Annotated in this window: 15 protein-coding genes; 5 read left to right on the forward strand and 10 right to left on the reverse strand. The window is 40.4% G+C overall.

The features are described from left to right. The first annotated feature begins 448 nt into the window (after positions 1–448). Both V7L07_RS25935 and V7L07_RS25940 read left to right on the forward strand, forming a co-directional pair. A complete protein-coding gene (locus V7L07_RS25935) occupies positions 449–3,241 on the forward strand; it encodes a beta strand repeat-containing protein (RefSeq protein ID WP_335061680.1) in 2,793 nt (930 codons plus the stop codon). 709 nt (positions 3,242–3,950) lie between these two features. Next, a complete protein-coding gene (locus V7L07_RS25940; RefSeq protein ID WP_335061682.1) occupies positions 3,951–4,610 on the forward strand; it encodes a pentapeptide repeat-containing protein in 660 nt (219 codons plus the stop codon). A 68-nt stretch (positions 4,611–4,678) separates the two neighbouring features. Here the strand turns inward: V7L07_RS25940 and V7L07_RS25945 are convergent, their stop codons facing one another. The 3 genes from V7L07_RS25945 to fraC form a co-directional block, all read right to left on the reverse strand. Further along, positions 4,679–5,458 (reverse strand): ABC transporter permease, encoded by a 780-nt coding sequence (locus V7L07_RS25945; RefSeq protein ID WP_335061684.1) that lies wholly within the window; start codon positions 5,456–5,458, stop codon positions 4,679–4,681. 99 nt (positions 5,459–5,557) lie between these two features. Further along, positions 5,558–6,574 (reverse strand): septal junction protein FraD, encoded by a 1,017-nt coding sequence (fraD, locus tag V7L07_RS25950; protein WP_335061686.1) that lies wholly within the window; start codon positions 6,572–6,574, stop codon positions 5,558–5,560. A gap of 63 nt (positions 6,575–6,637) precedes the next feature. Then, the gene (gene fraC / locus V7L07_RS25955) at positions 6,638–7,189 is read right to left on the reverse strand and encodes a filament integrity protein FraC (RefSeq protein WP_335061688.1); all 552 of its coding nucleotides are present in this window, start codon (positions 7,187–7,189) and stop codon (positions 6,638–6,640) included. A 362-nt stretch (positions 7,190–7,551) separates the two neighbouring features. On the opposite strand from fraC, the gene V7L07_RS25960 reads away from it, so the two are divergent. Then, positions 7,552–8,688, forward strand: a complete 1,137-nt coding sequence (locus tag V7L07_RS25960; RefSeq protein ID WP_292846879.1) for a cob(I)yrinic acid a,c-diamide adenosyltransferase — start codon at positions 7,552–7,554, stop codon at positions 8,686–8,688. A 241-nt stretch (positions 8,689–8,929) separates the two neighbouring features. Here V7L07_RS25960 and V7L07_RS25965 read toward each other — a convergent pair whose 3' ends face one another. The 4 genes from V7L07_RS25965 to V7L07_RS25980 all read right to left on the reverse strand — a co-directional run bounded on the left by V7L07_RS25965 (position 8,930) and on the right by V7L07_RS25980 (position 15,192). Beyond that, positions 8,930–9,448, reverse strand: coding sequence for a transposase (locus V7L07_RS25965; protein WP_335061690.1), 519 nt, complete (start codon positions 9,446–9,448; stop codon positions 8,930–8,932). Further along, a complete protein-coding gene (locus V7L07_RS25970) occupies positions 9,402–9,803 on the reverse strand; it encodes a transposase (RefSeq protein WP_335061692.1) in 402 nt (133 codons plus the stop codon). The genes V7L07_RS25965 and V7L07_RS25970 overlap by 47 nt, the downstream gene beginning before the upstream one ends. Positions 9,804–9,898: 95 nt before the next feature. Continuing rightward, positions 9,899–10,867, reverse strand: a complete 969-nt coding sequence (locus tag V7L07_RS25975) for a GGDEF domain-containing protein (protein WP_335061694.1) — start codon at positions 10,865–10,867, stop codon at positions 9,899–9,901. Then, positions 10,864–15,192, reverse strand: a complete 4,329-nt coding sequence (locus tag V7L07_RS25980) for a PAS domain S-box protein (RefSeq protein ID WP_335061696.1) — start codon at positions 15,190–15,192, stop codon at positions 10,864–10,866. Before V7L07_RS25980 ends, V7L07_RS25975 begins: the two co-directional genes overlap by 4 nt. Before the next feature lie 48 nt (positions 15,193–15,240). Between V7L07_RS25980 and V7L07_RS25985 the strand changes: the two genes are divergently transcribed. Continuing rightward, the gene (locus V7L07_RS25985) at positions 15,241–15,375 is read left to right on the forward strand and encodes a hypothetical protein (protein WP_335061697.1); all 135 of its coding nucleotides are present in this window, start codon (positions 15,241–15,243) and stop codon (positions 15,373–15,375) included. An 865-nt stretch (positions 15,376–16,240) separates the two neighbouring features. On the opposite strand, the gene V7L07_RS25990 is transcribed toward V7L07_RS25985, so the two are convergent. Beyond that, a complete protein-coding gene (locus tag V7L07_RS25990; protein WP_335061699.1) occupies positions 16,241–16,477 on the reverse strand; it encodes a hypothetical protein in 237 nt (78 codons plus the stop codon). A 634-nt stretch (positions 16,478–17,111) separates the two neighbouring features. Between V7L07_RS25990 and V7L07_RS25995 the strand changes: the two genes are divergently transcribed. Then, positions 17,112–18,122, forward strand: a complete 1,011-nt coding sequence (locus tag V7L07_RS25995; RefSeq protein ID WP_335061701.1) for a cyanophycin synthetase — start codon at positions 17,112–17,114, stop codon at positions 18,120–18,122. 49 nt (positions 18,123–18,171) lie between these two features. Here the strand turns inward: V7L07_RS25995 and V7L07_RS26000 are convergent, their stop codons facing one another. Further along, positions 18,172–18,519: a hypothetical protein gene (locus tag V7L07_RS26000; RefSeq protein ID WP_335061703.1), complete on the reverse strand. Its 348-nt coding sequence runs from the start codon at positions 18,517–18,519 to the stop codon at positions 18,172–18,174. A gap of 827 nt (positions 18,520–19,346) precedes the next feature. Then, complete coding sequence (locus tag V7L07_RS26005) at positions 19,347–19,826, reverse strand: YbjN domain-containing protein (RefSeq protein WP_335061705.1); 480 nt, start codon at positions 19,824–19,826, stop codon at positions 19,347–19,349. Between the last annotated feature and the right edge of the window lie 284 nt (positions 19,827–20,110).

The following is a 20,110-nucleotide window of genomic DNA, read 5'->3' on the forward strand; positions in this document are numbered from 1 at the left end:
GTAACCCAACATATATCTAATGCACTATTTTAAGCTTGCCACGCCACTAGGGTGCGTTATGGACACGCCGAAATAACAAATGCGTTCGCCATGATTGCAACAATTTAGCTTTGTCACCCTAGCGTCAAGCACCGCAAATCTTTGGTGGATGAAGTTTTTCCGACTTGTGTGTACACCATAGCCTCGCTTGCTGGGAGGGTTTAGGGGTGGGGTTATTGTACCTCACAGGGGCCGAGAACCTCTATAGATACGCATAAATAATTAGGATTGGCATGATATTAGTTGTAATATCATATCCGCTAAATTACTCATAAAAAAACTACCCCTAACCCCTTATTAAGGGCAAGGGAAACAAAGCATAGCTTTGGCGGGGTGGAGTTCTCTGGGTTTAATAAGTAATCAAACGGATATGATATAAAATGCTACTTTTGCTACAAGGAAATCTCAAATGCCTCCTACTATTTTGACAGTCAATACCACAGCCGATCAAAATGATGGCAGTGCTGCTAATGGGTTATCTCTGCGGGATGCGATTTTAATTGCCAATGCAAACCCGAATACTGACTATGAAATCCAGTTAACAGGAGGAGCAACTTACAACCTCACATCGAACGGCATTAATGAAGATAATGCCCTCACTGGAGATTTAGATATTAAAAGTCGCAATAATGTACTTTATATTGTGGCAGTTGGTGGACAAAAAGCAACTATTGATGCTTCCAATTTATTAAATAGCGATCGCGTTTTTGATGTACTGGCTGGAGGAGAATTAAGCTTACAGAATTTAGTAGTCAAAGGAGGAGCCATTTCCGGTAAAAATGGTGGAGGAATTCAAGTTGCTTCGACAGGCTTATTAGACTTATACAATACGACCGTCAGTAACAATAGTGCAGAGAATGGAGGGGGTATCTACAACGCCGGCGATACCCACCTGCGTAACGGCAGTACAGTTAGTAACAATAGCGTCAGTGGAACGGTTCCTAGTGGTGGTGGTATAAATAACGCTGGCACATTGACTGTGATTGACTCCACAATTAGTAATAATAATGGTGCTACTTTTGGTGGTGGTATATACAACTCTAAAACACTTACCTTAATCAATACAACGGTGAGTGGCAATACTGCTAATACAGGCGGGGGGATAAACAACAATTTTAGTAATGCTTCAGCCGCCTTAGTCAATACTACAGTCAGTGGTAATAGTGCGAGTTTGGGTGGTGCTGGTGGTGTAAGTAACGACGGTGGAATAATTAATCTATTGAACAGTACCGTTACTAATAACACTTTTTCCGGCATTCTGGGTTATGCCGGTGGAGTTAGTAATAGGAGCGGGACTGTAAATCTCAAGAATACGATTGTAGCTGGAAATTTGTCTCTTGATGGCAGGCTTCAGTTATACCCCGATCTCTCTGGCACATTCAATGGCAATAATAACAACCTCATCGGCAGCTTAACTGGAGCCAGTGGAACTATAGGCACTGGTACAGATATCATCAACCCTAACCCCGGACTTGGCCCCTTACAAAACAATGGCGGACTCACCCTTACCCATGCCCTCCTGACTGGTAGCCCAGCCATTAACGCCGGCAACAACAACTTGATTCCTGTTGATACACAAGACCTTGACGGCGATGGTAACACTTCAGAACCCATTCCCTACGATGAACGGGGCTTGGCACGGGTTGTTGGCGGTAAGGTTGATATTGGTGCATTTGAAGTACAAGCAGCCGCCTTACCAACCCTCAGCATCAACAATATTAGCGTTACCGAAGGCAATACAGGTACAACCAACGCTACCTTTACTGTCACTCTCTCCGCCGCTAGTACCTCTGCTGTCACAGTTAACTATGCTACCGCTAACGGCACAGCTATAGCTGGCAGCGATTACACCGCCACCACTGGGACATTAACCTTCAATCCCGGAAATACCAGTAAAACCCTCACTGTTGCCGTCACTGGGGATACAATATTTGAACCTAACGAAACCTTCTTTGTCAATCTCAGCAACGCCACCAATTCCACCATTGCCGATAATCAAGGGCTGGGAACCATACTCAATGATGATGCCAATCTTCCCACACTCTCCATCAATGACATCACCGTTGTCGAAGGGCAAACCCCGCAAGCTGTCTTAACTGTCACCCTCAGCAGTGCATCTAGTCAAGCAGTCACAGTTAACTACGCTACAACCCCTGGTACTGCCACTGCTAACACAGACTATACCAGTCGCAATGGTACTTTGACTTTTGCGGCGAATACTACCACTGCCACAATTACTGTTCCTATCCTGAATGATAATCTCAACGAAGCCAACGAAACTTTTAATGTTAACCTTTCTAGCCCTACCAATGCCGCTTTACAAAAAGCTAGTGGAACTGTCACCATCACTGACACCTTACAAGCTAGTACCACAACAACCTTAGCTGCTGGTGTCGAAAATTTAACTCTGACTGGAACCAGCAATATTAATGGCACTGGCAATAGTGGCAATAATATATTGACGGGTAATAGTGGAAATAATATATTGACAGGTGGTACGGGGGATGATACTTATGCATTCAATGCTTCTACCCCACTAGGTAGCGATCGCATTCAAGAAACCACCACAGGCGGCAATGATTCTTTAAATTTTAGTGGTACTAGCACAGATACACGAGTGAATTTAGGTATCGCTACCACCCAGACGGTCAATAGTAACTTGAAATTGACCCTATCAGCGAATAATGTCATTGAAAATGTGATTGGTGGTAATGGTAGCGATCGCTTGATTGGCAATAGCCTCAATAATACCCTGAATGGGGGGACTGGTAATGATGTGTTAACAGGTGGAAGTGGAGCAGATACTTTAATCGGTGGGTCTGGAAATGATATTCTTACTGGTGGAGCAGATAGCGATCGCTTTTTGTATAGTAGCGGACGAGCTTTTGCTAGTAGTGATTTCGGTAGCGATATCCTGACTGATTTTACTTCTGGAAGCGATAAGCTGGTATTCAGTAAAAGTACTTTTACTGCTTTGAGTAGTATTGTCGGTAATGGATTGAGTCAAGTTTCTGATTTTACTACTGTAGACGATGATGATTTAGCTGCAACCAGCAATGCTTTCCTGGTTTACAGTCGCAATAGTGGCAGTCTCTACTATAACCAAAATGGCAATACAGCAGGCTTAGGAACTGGAGCCGAATTGATCAATCTCCTGAATATTCCCACCTTGACAACGACTGACTTCACAATTGTTACCTGAGTGGAATGATAAGTGGTTACGCAAAATTATTTATGTCATTGCGTTCGCCCTTGGCGTTCCCGTTGGCGTAGCCTCTCGTAGAGAAGGTTACGAAATGAAATGTAGCAAAGCAATCCCAAACCCTTGCGATTACTTCATTTCGCTTTGCTTCATTCGCAATGACAAATGTATGTTTAATTTTGCACTACTACTTACAGCAGAATTCAGGAGTCAGAATTAGTGAGTTCAGAAGTCAAGACAGTCACTACTAAAACGACCAAAACTGTTTGACTCCTGATACCAATTCTCTGTAAACCTGCACATTATTTTGACCCCTCCCAACCTCTCCTTACTCAGGAGAAGTGTCGCAAGTGGTGGGGTTTTTTCTATACATTTTCATACAGAATTGGTATGACCGAAAACGACTCATGATACAAGCCCATAAATAAATTTAGGGGGATCATTAATTTTGAATTTTAAATTCGGAGCGTTTGCCCTTGGCGTCTCGTAGAGAAGCGACGTGACTCCTGTTGTGTGAATATTTCCTGACTTATGTCAGCATTTTTTGTTTTAAAAACTGTTGAAAAAGCGTATTTTCAGGTGATTGGCGATTTCTCGTCAATTTATTTTTGATTATTTACTGAACCGATCTCCATTTGGGGTGTACTCTCAATATACGGTAACTATCACACTCGACCTTTAAGATAAATTACACCCAGAGGTGAATACCATGAACAATTATGCCCAACAACAGGAATTTATATTAAGTCAAATTACAAATAAATATTTTCAGCGTCGAGATTTCAGTGGATGTGACTTGAGTGGAATCGACCTGAAAGGAATTGATTTAAGTGGTATTAACTTTATCGGAGCGGATTTGCGCGGTGCAAATTTGTCTGGCTGTGTTCTCACTCGTGCTAATTTAAGTGGCGCAAATTTGATGCAAGCTAGCTTACGTGAAGCTAATTTGTATGAAGCATCTTTGTGTGAAGCCAATTTGACTAATGCTGATTTAAAAGGAGCAAATTTGTGCGGAACTTTTTTATGGCGCGTGAAATTTACAGGTAGTAATCTTTGGGGTGCTTCTTTGTGTGATGTGGATTTGAGAGAAGCAGACTTAAGTGAAGCTAAATTAATTGAAGCATCGCTGATTGAAGCTAACTTAAGTTTTGCAAATCTCGCAGGAGCAAATCTTGCAGGAGCAAAATTACTAGAAGCTAATTTGACCGAGGCTAATTTAACTGGTGCAGATTTGACATGGGCTAATTTAACCAAGGCAAACTTGAGTAAGGCAAACCTCTGGAAGACAAATCTGATTTATGCAAAATTCCGGGATACTATTATGCCTGATGGCACGGTTGAGCAACCTCAGATAGTCATTTGTCATTAGTCATTTGTCAGGAGGGAAGAACTTTCTGTTTACCCCTCTGTCTCTTTTCAATGCCCCATGCCCCATACCTAAAATTCGCGTTGTGAAAAGATAAAAATGGCGATCGCTAACAATATGGCACTATAAAGTAAACCATAGCCAGCATTCAGAATCAGTGTAGTTGTATCAGGTAGTGCTTGTAGACCATAAACGGCATCATTTTTCAAATCTAATCGAGATAAATCTGGCAAGATGAGAAATAAACCTTGAGTTAGACGTTCTATGCCAGGGTTGCGGCTAAGACGACCAAGTTGTACTAAATCTTGAGTAATATTGCCGATTAAATATACCGCAAAGGTTAAAACAGTCGCTAACAGAGAAGCAGTAAAAACACCGAAGGTAATAGCCACAGCAGTGATTAATGACAACTGCAAAAATAAGAAAATTGCTGCAATGAAAATACTCGCCGTTGGATGAGGAATATTACCAAATTGCAGAAATAGCAGATAAATTACTGTCATTATAGCGATCAGTACAGCTAGTACTGCGGATAAACCCAAGTATTTGCCAACGATAATTTCGCTGCGACTGACAGGTTTAGCAATCAACATCAAGATAGTGCGCTTTTCAATTTCTTTATTAACTAATCCTGTACCAATAAATATCGTAATAATTAACCCGATGGCATTCATCGCTGCCATCCCAAAGTCTAAAAACATTTTGCCTTCAGTCGTAGCTGCAAATTCAGGAAGGGCGCGGAAGGCAATGGCGAGTATTAGCGCATAAAAACCAATAATATATAGTATGCGATCGCGTACCACTTCCTGAAAGACATTCTTTGCCAATACAAAAATTCTGTTAATAGTCATTTGTCATTTGTCATTTGTCATTTGTTATTTGTTATTGGGAAGAGGTAGCGGAGGGGAAAGAGGAATTCTATTCTCCCCCCTGCCCCTCTCCCCCACTCCTCACAGTTGCGGAAGTGGTGAACCAGGAATCAATTTACTGGCGACATCGCATTCAATGTCTGCAACTGTAATCTTATTGCCGGAATCGCTGGTTGCTGGAAGTTGTTTAATCCGACAAGATTTTTTCAAGTAATAGCCTCGTGGGTTAGAACTTGGGCCTATCCAAATACTTAGTAAATCTAATATATATCCAGACTTATTATTATCTACACGCGGTTCAACACGCCATAGTTTCCTTTCTTCATATTTCCCCAGGTTTTTTTGAATTACTTCCCTACCCAGAGTGACTACGCGATGTTCCCGGTCTTTCTGAGGGATCAGCCATTTCTCTACTTCTGACCAAGGTCTTTTAGCTATTTCTTCTTCTACTATTGGTTGAAGTTTCTCTAGAATTATAGCGCCGTTTCGTGGGATTTTTACTGGTTCTTCTGTTCTGACAACAAAGGTACTACGTTTAAAAGTATCTGCCTGCAAACTAGGATATTGTTGTAACCAATTATCCATCACAAAATAAAACTGAATCCAGCAACTTAGCAGCATACTACTAGCAACCAAAATTATGATTCTTTGGCGGTCTTGTGGTTTAGGAATTCGAGCTTTAGCGTCGGTGTCATTTCCTTCAATAAATTCTGGTATTGCCGTAATTAGTGCTGAAAGTGTCGGCCAAAAAACGATTGTTCTTGCTGTAATTACATCCTGTTGATTTCCAAAAGCAAAAACACTTACTAAGAATCCAGTGATGACTGCACCAACTGGCATAAAAGTACCAGGAACTCTTAAAGGATCTTCAGTTGTATACCAAGCTGTGCCAGCAATTAAAAATAACCAACCAAAAAAGGCAATGATATCTTTAATATAACCTGTGGCAAAATATGAGATTCCCCAAGAAAAAACACTCATATAAATAAATGTCTGCCAAGAATAAGCTTTCGGTGGAACTAATATTTTTCTAATTCCCGCATAAAGCCCTTCCGCAAATTTAAAAACCCCAAATACATCTTTAAATAGCGTATTCATATTCCTCTCTACACCTGATTAATTGATCGCTCATCTTCCTCTGAATTAAACAAGTAAATATTGCTATTTTGACCGAAATAATAAAACAATGGTTATAGCAGTATAGCTCAGAGAATTTGCTATTAATATAGTAGTAACTAAATTGGTATTTTGAAAGTTAACGCTGCTCAGACGGAGCCTTTGCTGTCTCTGAGATATTTTAGTTTCTTCTTCTTCTTTAGCTTCTTTTTTAGCAGATGGTTCATGTAATGATAATAGCAAAACTCTTAAAATAAAAAATTTCATCAAAAAAGTAGCGAAGAAAATTATACAGGCAGTTAATATAATTAAAGTTTGGGTACTTGGCAATTTAAAACTATTAAAAAGCATATAGTTAATTAATTCTGATTTAATCTGTATCGGCAACATTGGTTCCGATACAAAAAATATGAACCAACCAATTACACTAGAAAAAAGATTAATAGAAATGGCATAAAAAGTACTGGTTTTTTTGTCAAATTTGAGTCGAGAGTGCAAAACATAAGCTTCGATGGGGATGGCAATCATTACAAATAAAAGGTCAAACAAGATTCCACCAATGGGAAAAATCCTCGGAAGCATCCAATTTTCAGGCATAAATCGTCAAGGGTAAGGGTTAACTGTAGAGAGTATAACTGGGATAGTGAGGGTAATGGGGGAAATTATCTCATTGTTTTTGTCCTTTACTATGCTGGTGTGCGAGTATTCCATTATTAGGACTTCCATATAGAAAAATATCCAATTAGCTCCTGTGGGGTGGGCAACATGAGCGCCTAGTCCATAGGGCGAGCGAGACGCCCACCCCACAATATTGGATAATTTATTTCTTGTAGTTCCCTTGATATTTTTAATACATTAATTGAGCCATTGTACGGACTCTTTTGAGCGGCAGTTTCTCTACCTGAGAAGACAAGACGTTAGGTAAGATTAAAGACTGCCACGTTATAACTTTTCGAGAAATGACAAGGAACGGTATTGGTATTCGCACGGCGCAAGTGCGTCAGGAACGGCTCGTTGGTCAAATTCACGTCTATGATGGCGTGGGTAAAGGTAAGTCCCAAGCGGCTTTAGGGGTGGTTTTGCGCTCTATTGGCTTGGGGATAAATACGCCTAGCAATTCTAACCGCGTTTTGCTGTTGCGGTTTTTAAAAGGGCCAGAACGTGATTATGACGAAGATGGCGCGATCGCAGCTTTGCAACGCGGATTTCCTCATTTAATTGACCAGGTTCGCACGGGGAGAGCCGAATTTTTTGGGCATGATGAAATTACCATCTTTGATCGAGATGAAGCGACGCGGGGTTGGGATGTAGCCAAAGGTGCGATCGCTAGCGGCCTATATTCAGTTGTTGTCTTGGATGAAATTAATCCCGTTTTGGATTTAGGTTTGCTACCAGTAGATGAAGTGGTACGGACATTAAAATCCAAACCCCAAGAGTTAGAAATCATCGCCACTGGACGCGCTGCACCGCAAAAATTGCTTGATATTGCAGATTTGCACTCAGAAATGAAACCTCATCACCACCCAACAGCCAAAGCCCTCTTACTTGAAGGGATTGAAATTTATACTGGTGCTGGTAAAGGTAAGTCTACTAGTGCTTTGGGCAAAGCTTTGCAGGCCATTGGTAGAGGAATTAATCATCCAGGGTCTACGCGTGTATTGATTATGCAGTGGCTTAAAGGTGGTAGTGGCTACACAGAAGATGCTGCGATCGCCGCTTTGCAGCAGTCATATCCAGAAGTGGTGGATCATCAGCGCTGCGGTGGAGATGCCATCGTCTGGCGAAATTCCCGGCAAGAATTAGATTATGTAGAAGCCGAACGGGGTTGGGAAATTGCGAAAGTTGCGATCGCCTCTGGATTGTATAAAACTATTATTCTCGATGAACTCAATCCCACCGTTGATTTAGAACTACTCCCCGTTGAACCCATTGTTCAAGCTTTACTCCGCAAACCCCGCGACACCGAAATCATCATCACTGGCCGCTGTCAAAATCCACCAGCCTACTTCGACTTGGCTAGCGTCCACTCAGAGGTTTATTGCCACAAACACTATGCTAATCAAGGTGTAGAACTCAAACGAGGCGTAGATTTTTAAGCTTTGCTGATTAGTTTATATGCTAGATTATCTGGAAAAATAACAAATTTGTTTACCATTTTGGTAAACTTGTATTAGTCTAGTAACGCATGGGAATTAGCGGAGCTTAAACCTAAAACTGATGTGATTGATTTTGCGGAACGTATCGGTATTCATTCGGCTATTGTTGTGGGTCGGCTGCAACACGATCATCTAATTGATCCATCTTGGATGAATAGTTTAAAGGTCGGTTTGCATGAACCTATCCCACTAATAATATTTTGTTAATCCAGATGTGGATTGTAGCAAGGTCAATGAATGCATCGAAGTAAACTTTTTGACGTTCCCATCTAACAACGAGACGGCGGTATTTGCGCTGATACCAAGCAAAACACCGTTCTTGCTGAAATCTAGGAACAGAGATTTTGATTGGTCTTCCTCTATTTTTCTTGGTTTTCCAAACTCGTTTCGGGATTTGAGGACGAATACCTCGTTTCCGCAGGTCAGCGCGTTTTTGTTTCGAGTCGTAACCTTTATCAGCAGCTAGTACTTTGATTCGCTTACGTGGTCTGCCACGTTTTAATGTTTTAAGTTTAACTTTATCGAGTAGAGGTATTACTTGTTCTCTCTCGTTGCCATTGGCTGGGGTAGTGCAATTAGCCAAGGGCATTCCACCACCTTCGGTAAGTGTATGGATAAGAACACCTTTCCCTTTCCCTCCATACGCAACTTCTTCACCTCCTCCCTTTCCAGGGGGAAAAAGAGCCGTCAACAGCCCCAAAGTCCCAGTTTATAAGCCCCTTCTCATTAGCGATCGCTAATACACGTCCTTGTATATATTCAAATGTCCCATCAGAACGCCATCGCTTTAACCATCGATGGGATGAGCTTTTCGATGCCCATATATCCCCTCGTGGAAGGTCACACCATCGACATCCAGTTATCAGAATGTATAACAGACTATTTAATACATAGCGATACGGTGCATGAGGCATTCCTTTACCACGTTTGGATGCCTGCTTAGGAAATATATCCTCAAATAGCTTCCATTCTAGGTCGCTCAATCCCTCAAAACGTCCAGCCATCACTAATACATCCAACCTCTTGCCAAAAAATAGATTACTACAATCTGGCATTAGTGGGATAGGTTCATTTTCAAAGCATAGAATAAGCAGACGCTAATACCAACCAATACATTAAAAACAGGCTGGAAATGTATGAAGTTTGCGTATTAGTAGGAATTTTTACTTCTGGGTAGTAAAATATTTTGCACAAAGCGATCGCGTCCTGCTGCCTTTGCTTTATACAACGCCCGATCCGCTGCGGCAATCATTTCTTCTAAGTCAGAATCAGCTTGAGGAATTTCTGTCGTAAACCCAACGCTAATGGTTACATGAGGACTAACTTGGGAATTTTTATGAGGAATTGCTAGTGTTCGGACAGCATGACAAATTTTGTCGGCAACATGAGTCGCCCCCTCGGTGTCTGTGTTAGGTAAAATGACAGCAAATTCTTCGCCGCCATAACGGGCAACTAAATCTCCTGGGCGTTTAATAATATCTTTGACGGCTTGAGCAATTTCTTGAAGACAGCGATCGCCTATCCGATGACCATAAGTATCATTATATAATTTGAAGAAATCAACATCGCAAAGAATCAAGGAAAGCGGACTTTGTTCGCGTTTTAGGCGTTGCCATTCTTGGTTGAAATACTCTTCAAAACGTCGGCGATTAGCTACTTGAGTTAATCCATCGATAGTAACTAATCTCTGCAATTCCGTATTCACGGCTTCCAGTTTTTGCTGTAACTGAGATTGCTCAATCAAGCGTTTGACCCGTTGTCGCAAAACTGGCCAGTGAACCGGTTTGGTAACATAATCCATTGCTCCCACTGCAAATGCACGGTCAACTGACTCTTGATCCTCAAGTCCTGTAATCATTAAAACTGGAGTGTGCTTGTTATAATCCAAAAGCTGTAACTGAGTGCAACACTCGAACCCATCCAGATCCGGCATTATGGCATCAAGGAGTACTATATCAGGGTGCAGTTGCTTAAAAACAGTTAAAGCCTCTATACCATTTTGAGCCTCTGCTATTTGATAGCCTTCCCGCTCCAAGAAATGCCGCAGTATCAGGCGAATAAAAGGTTCATCATCAACAATTAAAACTAAAGATTGGCTTTCTTGAGCAGTGGCTTTCATGGTGCTTCCTTCGCAAGTTCTTTTTCTAAGGCAGTTTTAACTTGTTCATATTCCTGATATAATTGTGAAAATAATTCTAGGATGTTTTCTAATTTACAGCTACGTCCCTGTGCTTCTAACAGCCTGCAAAGCTGCGCCAAGGCGATCGCCCCAACAGAAGCACTGCTGGACTTGAGTTGATGGGCTGTCTTCCATAGGGTTTCGGTATCCTGATTTATAATAGCTGTGTTTATATTTTCAACTAGTCTCGGTGTTTCTGTAAGATAACACTCAATTAGTTGAGCAAATACCAAACGATCTCCTCTGACCATATTCCGCAAGGATTGGAGGATTTTGGCATCAATATTATTAGCGCTTTTTAATCTCTGGTTTTGCCCTGACTGTAGAATATTTGGCGAAGGTTGCAATTCTGGGTACATCACTTTCTCTTGTTTGACTATGGAAGTGAATTCAGAACTTCTTTGAGGTGGACATTTGCTGAGAGCCTGAGCTAACTCTGGAAGCTGAATCGGTTTGCTAATGTAGTCATCCATACCAGCAGCAAGACAAATTTGGCGATCGCCCCGCACTGCATTAGCAGTTATGGCAATGATATAAGGACGAAAACCCACTCCCCATTCTTGACAGATTCTCCGAGTTGCTTCTAACCCATCCATTTCTGGCATATTGACATCCATCAACACTACGTCATAAGGCTGTTTTCGCAAGGCTGCGATCGCTTCTAGCCCATTCGTGACTACATCTGCTCCATAACCTATTTTTTGCAGCATCAATAGGGCAACTTTCTGATTGACAACCGTATCCTCTGCCAAAAGAATCCGCAGTGGCAGTCGATGGGCTAAATCCCGATCAACCAAGGGAAAATGAGAAACACTGGCTTGGATCGGTTGATTTCCCAAAAGACGGGTAATAACATCGTAGAGTTGAGACTGTTTTATGGGTTTACTCAAAGAGGCAGCAAACTGAACATCATTAAAGTCAGAGAAAGTTTCTACTTTACCCAAAGAAGTCATAATCACTAAAGGCAGATTTTGATAACTAGATTGCTTACGGATTTGACGAGCTAGGGATATGCCATCCATTTCTGGCATCTGCATATCTAAAATGGCAATATCAAACTGTGTTCCCTGAGCAAGTTCAGCTAAAGCTTCTTTCGCAGATTTGGCAGCATAAGTTTCCATCTTCCAAGACTCTACTTGCAAACAGAGAATTTGGCAGTTGGTCAGATTGTCATCCACAATCAAGATTCGCTTGGATGCCAGATGCACTGGCGGAGTGCTTAATTCCGGTTGTTCTGACTGAGCAGCTATTTTGGTTGTAATAGTGAAGTAAAATGTTGAACCTTGGGAAGAATCAGGAGATGATAATAATTTTCCATTTTTCCATCTAGGGCTAGGATTGCCACCGACAAATCCCTGGCTTTCTACCCAAAGAGTGCCACCCATCATCTTACTAAGCCGCTTGCTGATTACTAGTCCTAGCCCTGTGCCGCCATATCGTCTAGTCATGGAGACATCAGCCTGAGTGAAAGGTTGAAATAATCGCTCTATTTTATCTGGTGCGATGCCAATACCTGTATCTTTGATAGCAAATTGAATTTGGACTGGGTACTGGGGACTGGGTACTGGGGACTGGGTACTAGGGACTGGGGATTGGGGATTGGGAATTGGAGATTGGGGACTGGGGACTGGGGACTGGGTACTGGGGATTGGGTACTGGGGATTGGGGACTGGGGATTGGGTACTGGGGACTGGAAATTGGAAATTGAGGACTAAGGATTGGGAAGAAGTTTCTTGATCCAAATCCCCATGACTCTTTATCCCGAATCCCCGATCCCCAGTCCCCAGTTCCACAGAGAGTAGCACTTCTCCGTGTTCAGTAAATTTAATGGCATTGTTGAGAAGATTCATCAAGACTTGGCGTAGACGAGTCATGTCGCTGATAATCTGAGTTGGAACTTGGGGCTGGATCAGGTAAACTAATTCGATATTCTTTTGAGCAGCTTTCGGAGCTAAAAAGGAAATAGCCTGCTCCACACAAGCCCTTAAATCAAAAGGCTGTTCTTCTAATTCCAGTTTGCCCGACTCAATTTTGGAGAAATCTAAAATGTCGTTAATGATGGTGAGTAAAGCATCTCCGCTACTGCGGACTGTTTCCACAAAGTCTTGCTGTTGAGGTGTGAGGTCAGTATCCAGCAGTAAACCTGTCATAGCAATAACAGCATTCATTGGAGTCCGAATTTCGTGGCTCATCATCGCCAAAAACTCACTTTTTGCCCGATTTGCGGCTTCTGCGTGACGTTTTGCCTGCTCCAAGGCAAAGTTTTTCACGGTAAGTTCTTCCCGTCGGCGTGTTTCTTGTTCCAGTAATTGAGCTTGTGCTAGAGCAATACCTAATTGAGCCGCCACTGCTTCTAGTAATTCGATTTCGTCTTGTGTCCACTGGCGAAAATAGCTGCACTGATGTAAAACGATCGCACCATTGGGTTCTCCTTGATAGGATGTACGGATTGACAGCATAGACTTCAACCCAATTTTTCGGCAGATCGCTTCAGCCCCCTGGAGTAAAGGATCAACGTACACATCACAAGAAGCGATCGCACTTTCTTGTGCCATCATCTGCTCTGCATAGGGATTATTAGTCAGGGAAACTTCCGATTTCAACATATTGCAGCGATCGGGGAGTGTATTATACTCTGCCACGAATGGAATTCGGGGTGTAGGGTAACTAATATAAGAATGAATCAGACAGCGTTCAACTTCAAAGGCTTGTCCAATTTGGGTAGCAGCCGTCTCAAAGATTTTACTAGTATCAAGACTTTGCCGAATTTCCTGAGTAATTTGTTCAAGTAGTAGAGTGCGATGCAATTGCCTTTGCAGCGCCTCTTTAGCCCGTTTGTTTTCGGTAATGTCGTGATTAATGCTAACAGTGGCGATCGTTTCTCCCTGTTCATCCTGTAAGGAAACTACGGTTGTTTCAGAAATTCCCTCACTACCATCTTTACGAATAAAGTGTATTTCCCCCGACCAGCGTCCCTGCTGGTTGATTGTTTCGAGAATTTTGCTGCTTAATGTTGGGGCTACTTCCGGCTGTTGCAGAATACTGGGAGTTTTAGCTAAAACCTCTGCTTTGCTATAGCCATACATAGTTTCGGCAGCAGGATTCCAGTCAATAATATTGCCGATTAAATCTGTGATAATTACACTATCATGCATGTTTTCAAAAGTAAGGGCTTGCCGACGTAGACTTGCTTCGGCAAGCTTGCGTAAGCGCAGCTCCTCGTAGACATCGCTAATATCTGTCTGAATTCCAATAAAGTGGCTTAACTTGCCATTTTCATCATAGATCGGAGAAATACTCAATTCATTCCAAAACAAAGTACCATCTTTGCGATAGTTGCGAAGAACCACTTTACAACTCGTTCCAGCTTGAAGAGATGATCGCAATTCATTGAGTACTGGTTGCTGGGTATCTGTGCGTTGCAAAAATCGACAGTTTTGCCCAATCACCTCAGTCGCACTGTAGCCTGTTATTTGCTCAAAGGCGTGGTTGACGTAAATAACCGGATTGTAAGCGAGTCTAGCATCGGCAATAATAATTCCATTACTGGTAGCAGCAAGCGCCCTCTCCCTCAGTCTCAAGGTTTCTTCAACCATCTTTAAATCAGTAATGTCAAACATAAACCCCCTCAGCATGGTAGGAGTTCCTGCTTCTTCAACTACACGAACAATGTCGCGTAGCCAAATAACTCGCCCATCGGCTGCTAACATTCGGTATTCTAATTCGTGATTTTCGCACCTAGCAGTTGCTTCTTGGCGAAAACAAACAGACTTTTGCTTGTCATGTGGATGCAGATGATTAACCCAAAAATTTTCCTTGTACCATTCTGCGATCGCATAATTTAGCAAGTCTACCGCTTGCGGCCCAACGTAAGTAAATCGCCAAGTCTTCAAATCTAATTCCCAAGGGATGACTTTGACAGTTTCCAACAGCTGTCGCAAATGATTTTCACTGGTGCGGAGGGCAATTTCTGTCTGTTTCTGTTCAAGAATCCGATGACTTAATTCCTGATTTATTGCTTTTATCTGTTGGTTACTTGCTTTCATCATCAAGGTGAAATAGATTGATAATATCAGGGTAATAACAATAAATAACCCTGCAATCAATACTATTTGTGCGAATAACCCCGGAGTTTGGATTAAAAGTCTCTGCCAAAGTAGGACTACAGAGATTGAAAAGATAATCCCCAGCAACAGCGCTAGTAATTCTTGTTTGCGGAAAAATTTCACAGCTTTAAACCAGTCATATAAGTGCTGTTTGACCATTTATTAACCCTCCAGCACTTTCAGGGCTTATTAGAGAAGGCAGTCCCGATGAAACAAGTTTCAAAAGCCTTGAATGAAAGAATAACTGGGGACTGGGGACTGGTATTTTTACTCAGCCCTCAGCACGGGCTAAATTCCCCCAGCACCTTCAAGTCAGGAGGTAGACAGCGCAGCATCTCTTAGAGAGCGTCAGGCAGCTATTGCAGGAGTAAAGAACTATAAATGATTTCTGGACTATTACCCAGTTTCAAAAGAAGAATTGTATCTCGCGCTATAGGTCTTGATACAAAGCTTCCAGTCTTGCTTCAATTCCACGCTTTTAAAAGTGAGTTACTCCTTCCTACTGAATACACTAACTTTTACTTCTAAAGAATTTAAAATATCAATGTCAAGGGTACAATTACGGAGTTTTTGATTAAAACATTTGTATATAATCTTGGCAAAAAACTTAATAATTTATAGTTATTAAGACTAGTACAAGAAGGCAAAAGTAAAAAGTAAAAAGAAACAATGCCTATTTTGTAAGCTTTCTGGCTATTTTAAATGGGTGGTTTATTTACGCTGTGTTGTACTACCTCTTTCAAGGTAAGTAAAAATTTTGCTCAAAAAATTCCTCTTTAATCTCTTAACTCTGTGTTATCTGCGTGTGGAGTGGTTAAATAAATTACTTTTAAACCGCAGAGGCACAGAGAGAAAAACAGAGATTTTACGAGTCACCTTGAAAGGGCTAGCTGTTGGAGATTTAACTTGCATATTACCTGGAATTAAAACTCTTGTGGGGTGGGCATCTTGCCCGCTCTAGTTATGCAAATTAAAAGTACATTAGCTTATTTTATCGAACAGAATTCAGGAGTTAGAATACTTAAAGAATAAGAAGAACATTTGATGAATAAATATGCTAATTATTCTGTAGTTCTTATAAATTCTGACTCCTGAGTGCTGAATTACGGCAGTTTTAGTTTTTAGCGTAAACTCAAGCGTATTGGGTTATTGTCACCTGTAAGCTGTTACCTATTTTTTAAAATAGGTCTATTTCTGTACTTATATTTTAAATTACAGCTTCTTGTCGTTGACAATCAAAAATAACCATATAGGAAGCATTTGGTATTTCCTGAGGGAGGTGTCGCATATAGCCATCAGCATCAGATCGGCTGCGGAAGCGAGCAACAATTTCCTGTTGTGTATTAGGAACTAGACGAGCGATCGCCCAAGAATTGAGGCGTTCTTTATAAGCAATAGCCTGATTGTCTGATTTAGAAGCTTTGTTATCCGTATTTTCTGGCATAATTTGTTACCCGTATGAAGTTTAATGAAGGGCGTTAATTAGTTTCTAGCTAGGAATGCACTAACGCTTTTTTTATGCTGCTGCCACCTTGTTATTCGATTATTAATAAATTGTCAACACTTAGCGCTATATTTTAGACCAACTTAGTCGAAATTTTCAGGTAGTTAGGAATCTCAAATCCTTAATCTGCAATTGTTTCCAGCACACAACAATGCTCAAGCAAATAGTTTGGCAATTATTGGGTTTGCATGATTTGTATGCCTACACATAAGTAAAGTCCGCATCAGTGGTAAAGCGAACATCAATGTCTGAAAAAGTACTATTAGAAACTCACTGAAAAAAGAATAATAACGTGCGTAGAATTAATAGGTGCAGACAACCTCTTAATTTTTTTATAGTGCGATACCTAAGGTCAAGCTATATTGCGGGCATTTACGTTTTTTATAGTTAGTTTAGAATCTTTAAATTTTCATAGTTTATTTAGATATAAAAAAAATGAATTTTTCCTAAAAATTTTATTATATATGTAGTATATATGTAGGAAAAATATGTGTTCCAATTATTTAATTTAAAACATCTTGACTAACTGCAATAAAATAGGTAAGATTTTCCCGACAAAAATATAGTTTTGATAATGAAAACACCATTTGTAACATCAATAATTCAAAAACTAGCAGAGGAAATGGAAGCAGTAGTTTTGGTAGACCCAGAATGTACAGTTTTAGGAATGATTACGTTTAAGAATGGCAATAAAACTTTTTTTCGTAATAGCAGGTTTAGCATTAATTCTTTTGCTTCTGTAGCAATCGCTAAAGATAAAGGGGCTTCAAACTTTTTTCTGAGTAAATTTGGTTATAAAGTTACTGAAGGAAAAACATTTTTTTGTGAAGAATTATGCGAAGAAATAGCCGATCTAAAAAATATAGATGCCGGATTTTATTATGCTCAAGAGTTAGGATTTCCTGTAATTGTCAAGCCGATTAATCTCAGTGAAGGAACATTTGTTACAAAGGTTCATAGCAAGCAAGAATATTATCAAGCAGCCAAGAAAATATTGCGAAAAACTTCAGGATTTATTGTTGAGCGATTCTATAGTGGCAATGATTATAGAATTGTAGTACTTGATGATGAAGTAGTTTCAGCATATCAAAGAATTCCTTTATTTATCATAGGAGATGGTAAATCTAATGTTTTGGAACTTATGCAACAAAAACAGGAAAGTTTTATCAAGAATGGTAGAAAAGAAATTATAGATTTTGAAGATTATAGAATCAAAACAAACTTGCGAAGACGGAAATTAAAGTTTAATACTGTTATACCCAAGAACAATATAGTCTATCTTTTAGACAATGCAAATTTATCAACTGGAGGTGAGGCAGTAGATTTCACTGAAAATATACATCCTGATTTTCAAAAATTAGCAATAAATATTACAAAAGATATGGAATTGAGATTAGCAGGTGTGGATATTCTGACTAATGATCTAACGTCACCAATGCTAGATTACACACTCATTGAAGTAAATGGCGCTCCTAGCTTAACTCACTATGCTTCATTTGGTGAAGTTCAAACGAAAAGAGTAGAAAATTTATACTTCAAAGTTCTTAAAGTACTTGAAAACGAGAATAATAGAGAAAAGCATTGATTTTAATTGGAGGCGGAGTAACTCTTACTCCGCTTTAGCTATCTCTTTACTATTCCTTATCTAGTAAGGATTCAAACTCAGCTTGTAAGGCAGTTATATCCGCTAATCTTGCGACTAGTAAATTATCCTTACCAGCATCACTTAAACGTACTTTCCAATAACGAATACTGTCTGAGTTGTTCAACCAAAACTGAATTACGGTATCTACTACTTGATCTAGATTCCAACCCCATTTTGCTGGAACTGATTCTACCGATTCTAGAAATGTATCTAGTGTACATGTATGCATTCCCAAATATTCCACACCTTGGTGGTGTGATTTTTGTCCACTTTGCTGTTGGTGATTAAAAAACTGCAAAAGTGGAGAGACTCCTACAATATCAAAAGTGTATTTCATGCTAGTACTCCCAGTTTTAAACTATTTGTAGGGAAGATTTAGTTTTTTATAAAATCACATCTGGAAAGGAACTAAAGCATCTAGAAAAAGTTTAGATTTGGTTTAGATCATCGGCATTAAACCTCAGTCATAAATTAGCACTGGCAACCGTTGAGTGCTAATATTTATTTAGGAGTTTGATTGATTATTAAAGAGTTTCAGGCATTAATTCAAGGAATGTATATATTTTTAATAATTATTTAATATTTTGTGTAAGTCTCTATCTTGTCTGCAAGATGCTAATGCGAACAAAGTACTCCTAAGATATAACTTGAAAAGCGGTGTAAGTAGGTAGACACAAATAAACCTAACTATGTAACGAAAAGTAAAAACGGTGAAAGCCTTGCGATTGCTTGATTCCACTTCGTTCCATTCGCAATGACATAGTTATAAATTTTCTCATCCACCTACTTAAATTGGTGGTGCAGTTCTGAAAGTGTCACTTACCATACTCGCCTTTTGATTGAAGCAGTGATACGATTTATTTGTGTGAGGAGCAAGTTAAAAATAAAAAGCGTCTGGGGTGGAAACACGGCAACACTCCCAGACGCTTTTTAATTGGTATACAGAAAAAGTTTTTGAGATAATCACCTAAAGTTTAAAATATCGTATACAGCCTTTGCTGCATAATCAGTAAACTTAAAGCAAAACTTGGTGCATTCATGGTATGAAGCGCGCTCGATCTACACGTTGGTAAAAGATTCTGCACCAAATACTGAAACAAACAGGTCGGCATCCGATGCAGCAATAGCCAAATCTAAAATCCAAAATCCAAAATCCAAAATTCCTTAAGTAGCACCAAATTCCGACTGTAAAGCTTCATCATTATTATCAGCGATCGTTGCCACAATGGTAATTATCCGAGACACTTCGCCAGGAGCTAATTCTGCTAGGGTGCGTGTCGATATTACAACTACGCGATTTTCAATAATACCGAAACGTGCTTCAAAAGTGCTAGAGCAGTTCAACTCTAAAAGATAACGCAGCAATCTAGGTTCATCTTTAGCAGGTAGATTTAGCACTGTAGACCAAACCGTTATGGTGTCTTCATCGGTTGTGCCATTGAGTTGGACAAAGACTTCTACACTTCCGTACTTAAACTTCCAGAGATAACCACCTTCTGGAGTGTGGCTAACCATCGCACTATCATCTTGTTCCAAAGAGTCGATGACATTTTCAATTACCTCCACATGGTTAATGCTGGTTGTCTCGGTAATTAGCCCATTAATGGATTCGTTACTAGTTAGGGTTTCTGGGTAGCTTGTCATACAGATTTTTTTCTCAACATACTCGCTATTTTATCTACACATATCTGATAATACCAATTTGAAAAAAGAATGCGGCAAATGGTAAATGTTGTCTGGAAGCAGTATTTGGGTGGGAGTGACGGTAAGGAAACTAGTACCGCAAGGCAGAATTCAAAATCACGCTCTCTACGTTCGCGCAGCGTGTCGCAGACAGACGCTAAAAGCGTAGCTTGCTTCCCTGTAAGGGTACGCAGATTCGCTCTAAGCGTTCGCGCAGCGTCTCGTAGAGAAGCCATGCCGTTGGC

Origin of the sequence: Nostoc sp. (assembly GCF_036916985.1) — a bacterium.
Classification (GTDB): Bacteria; Cyanobacteriota; Cyanobacteriia; order Cyanobacteriales; family Nostocaceae; genus Nostoc.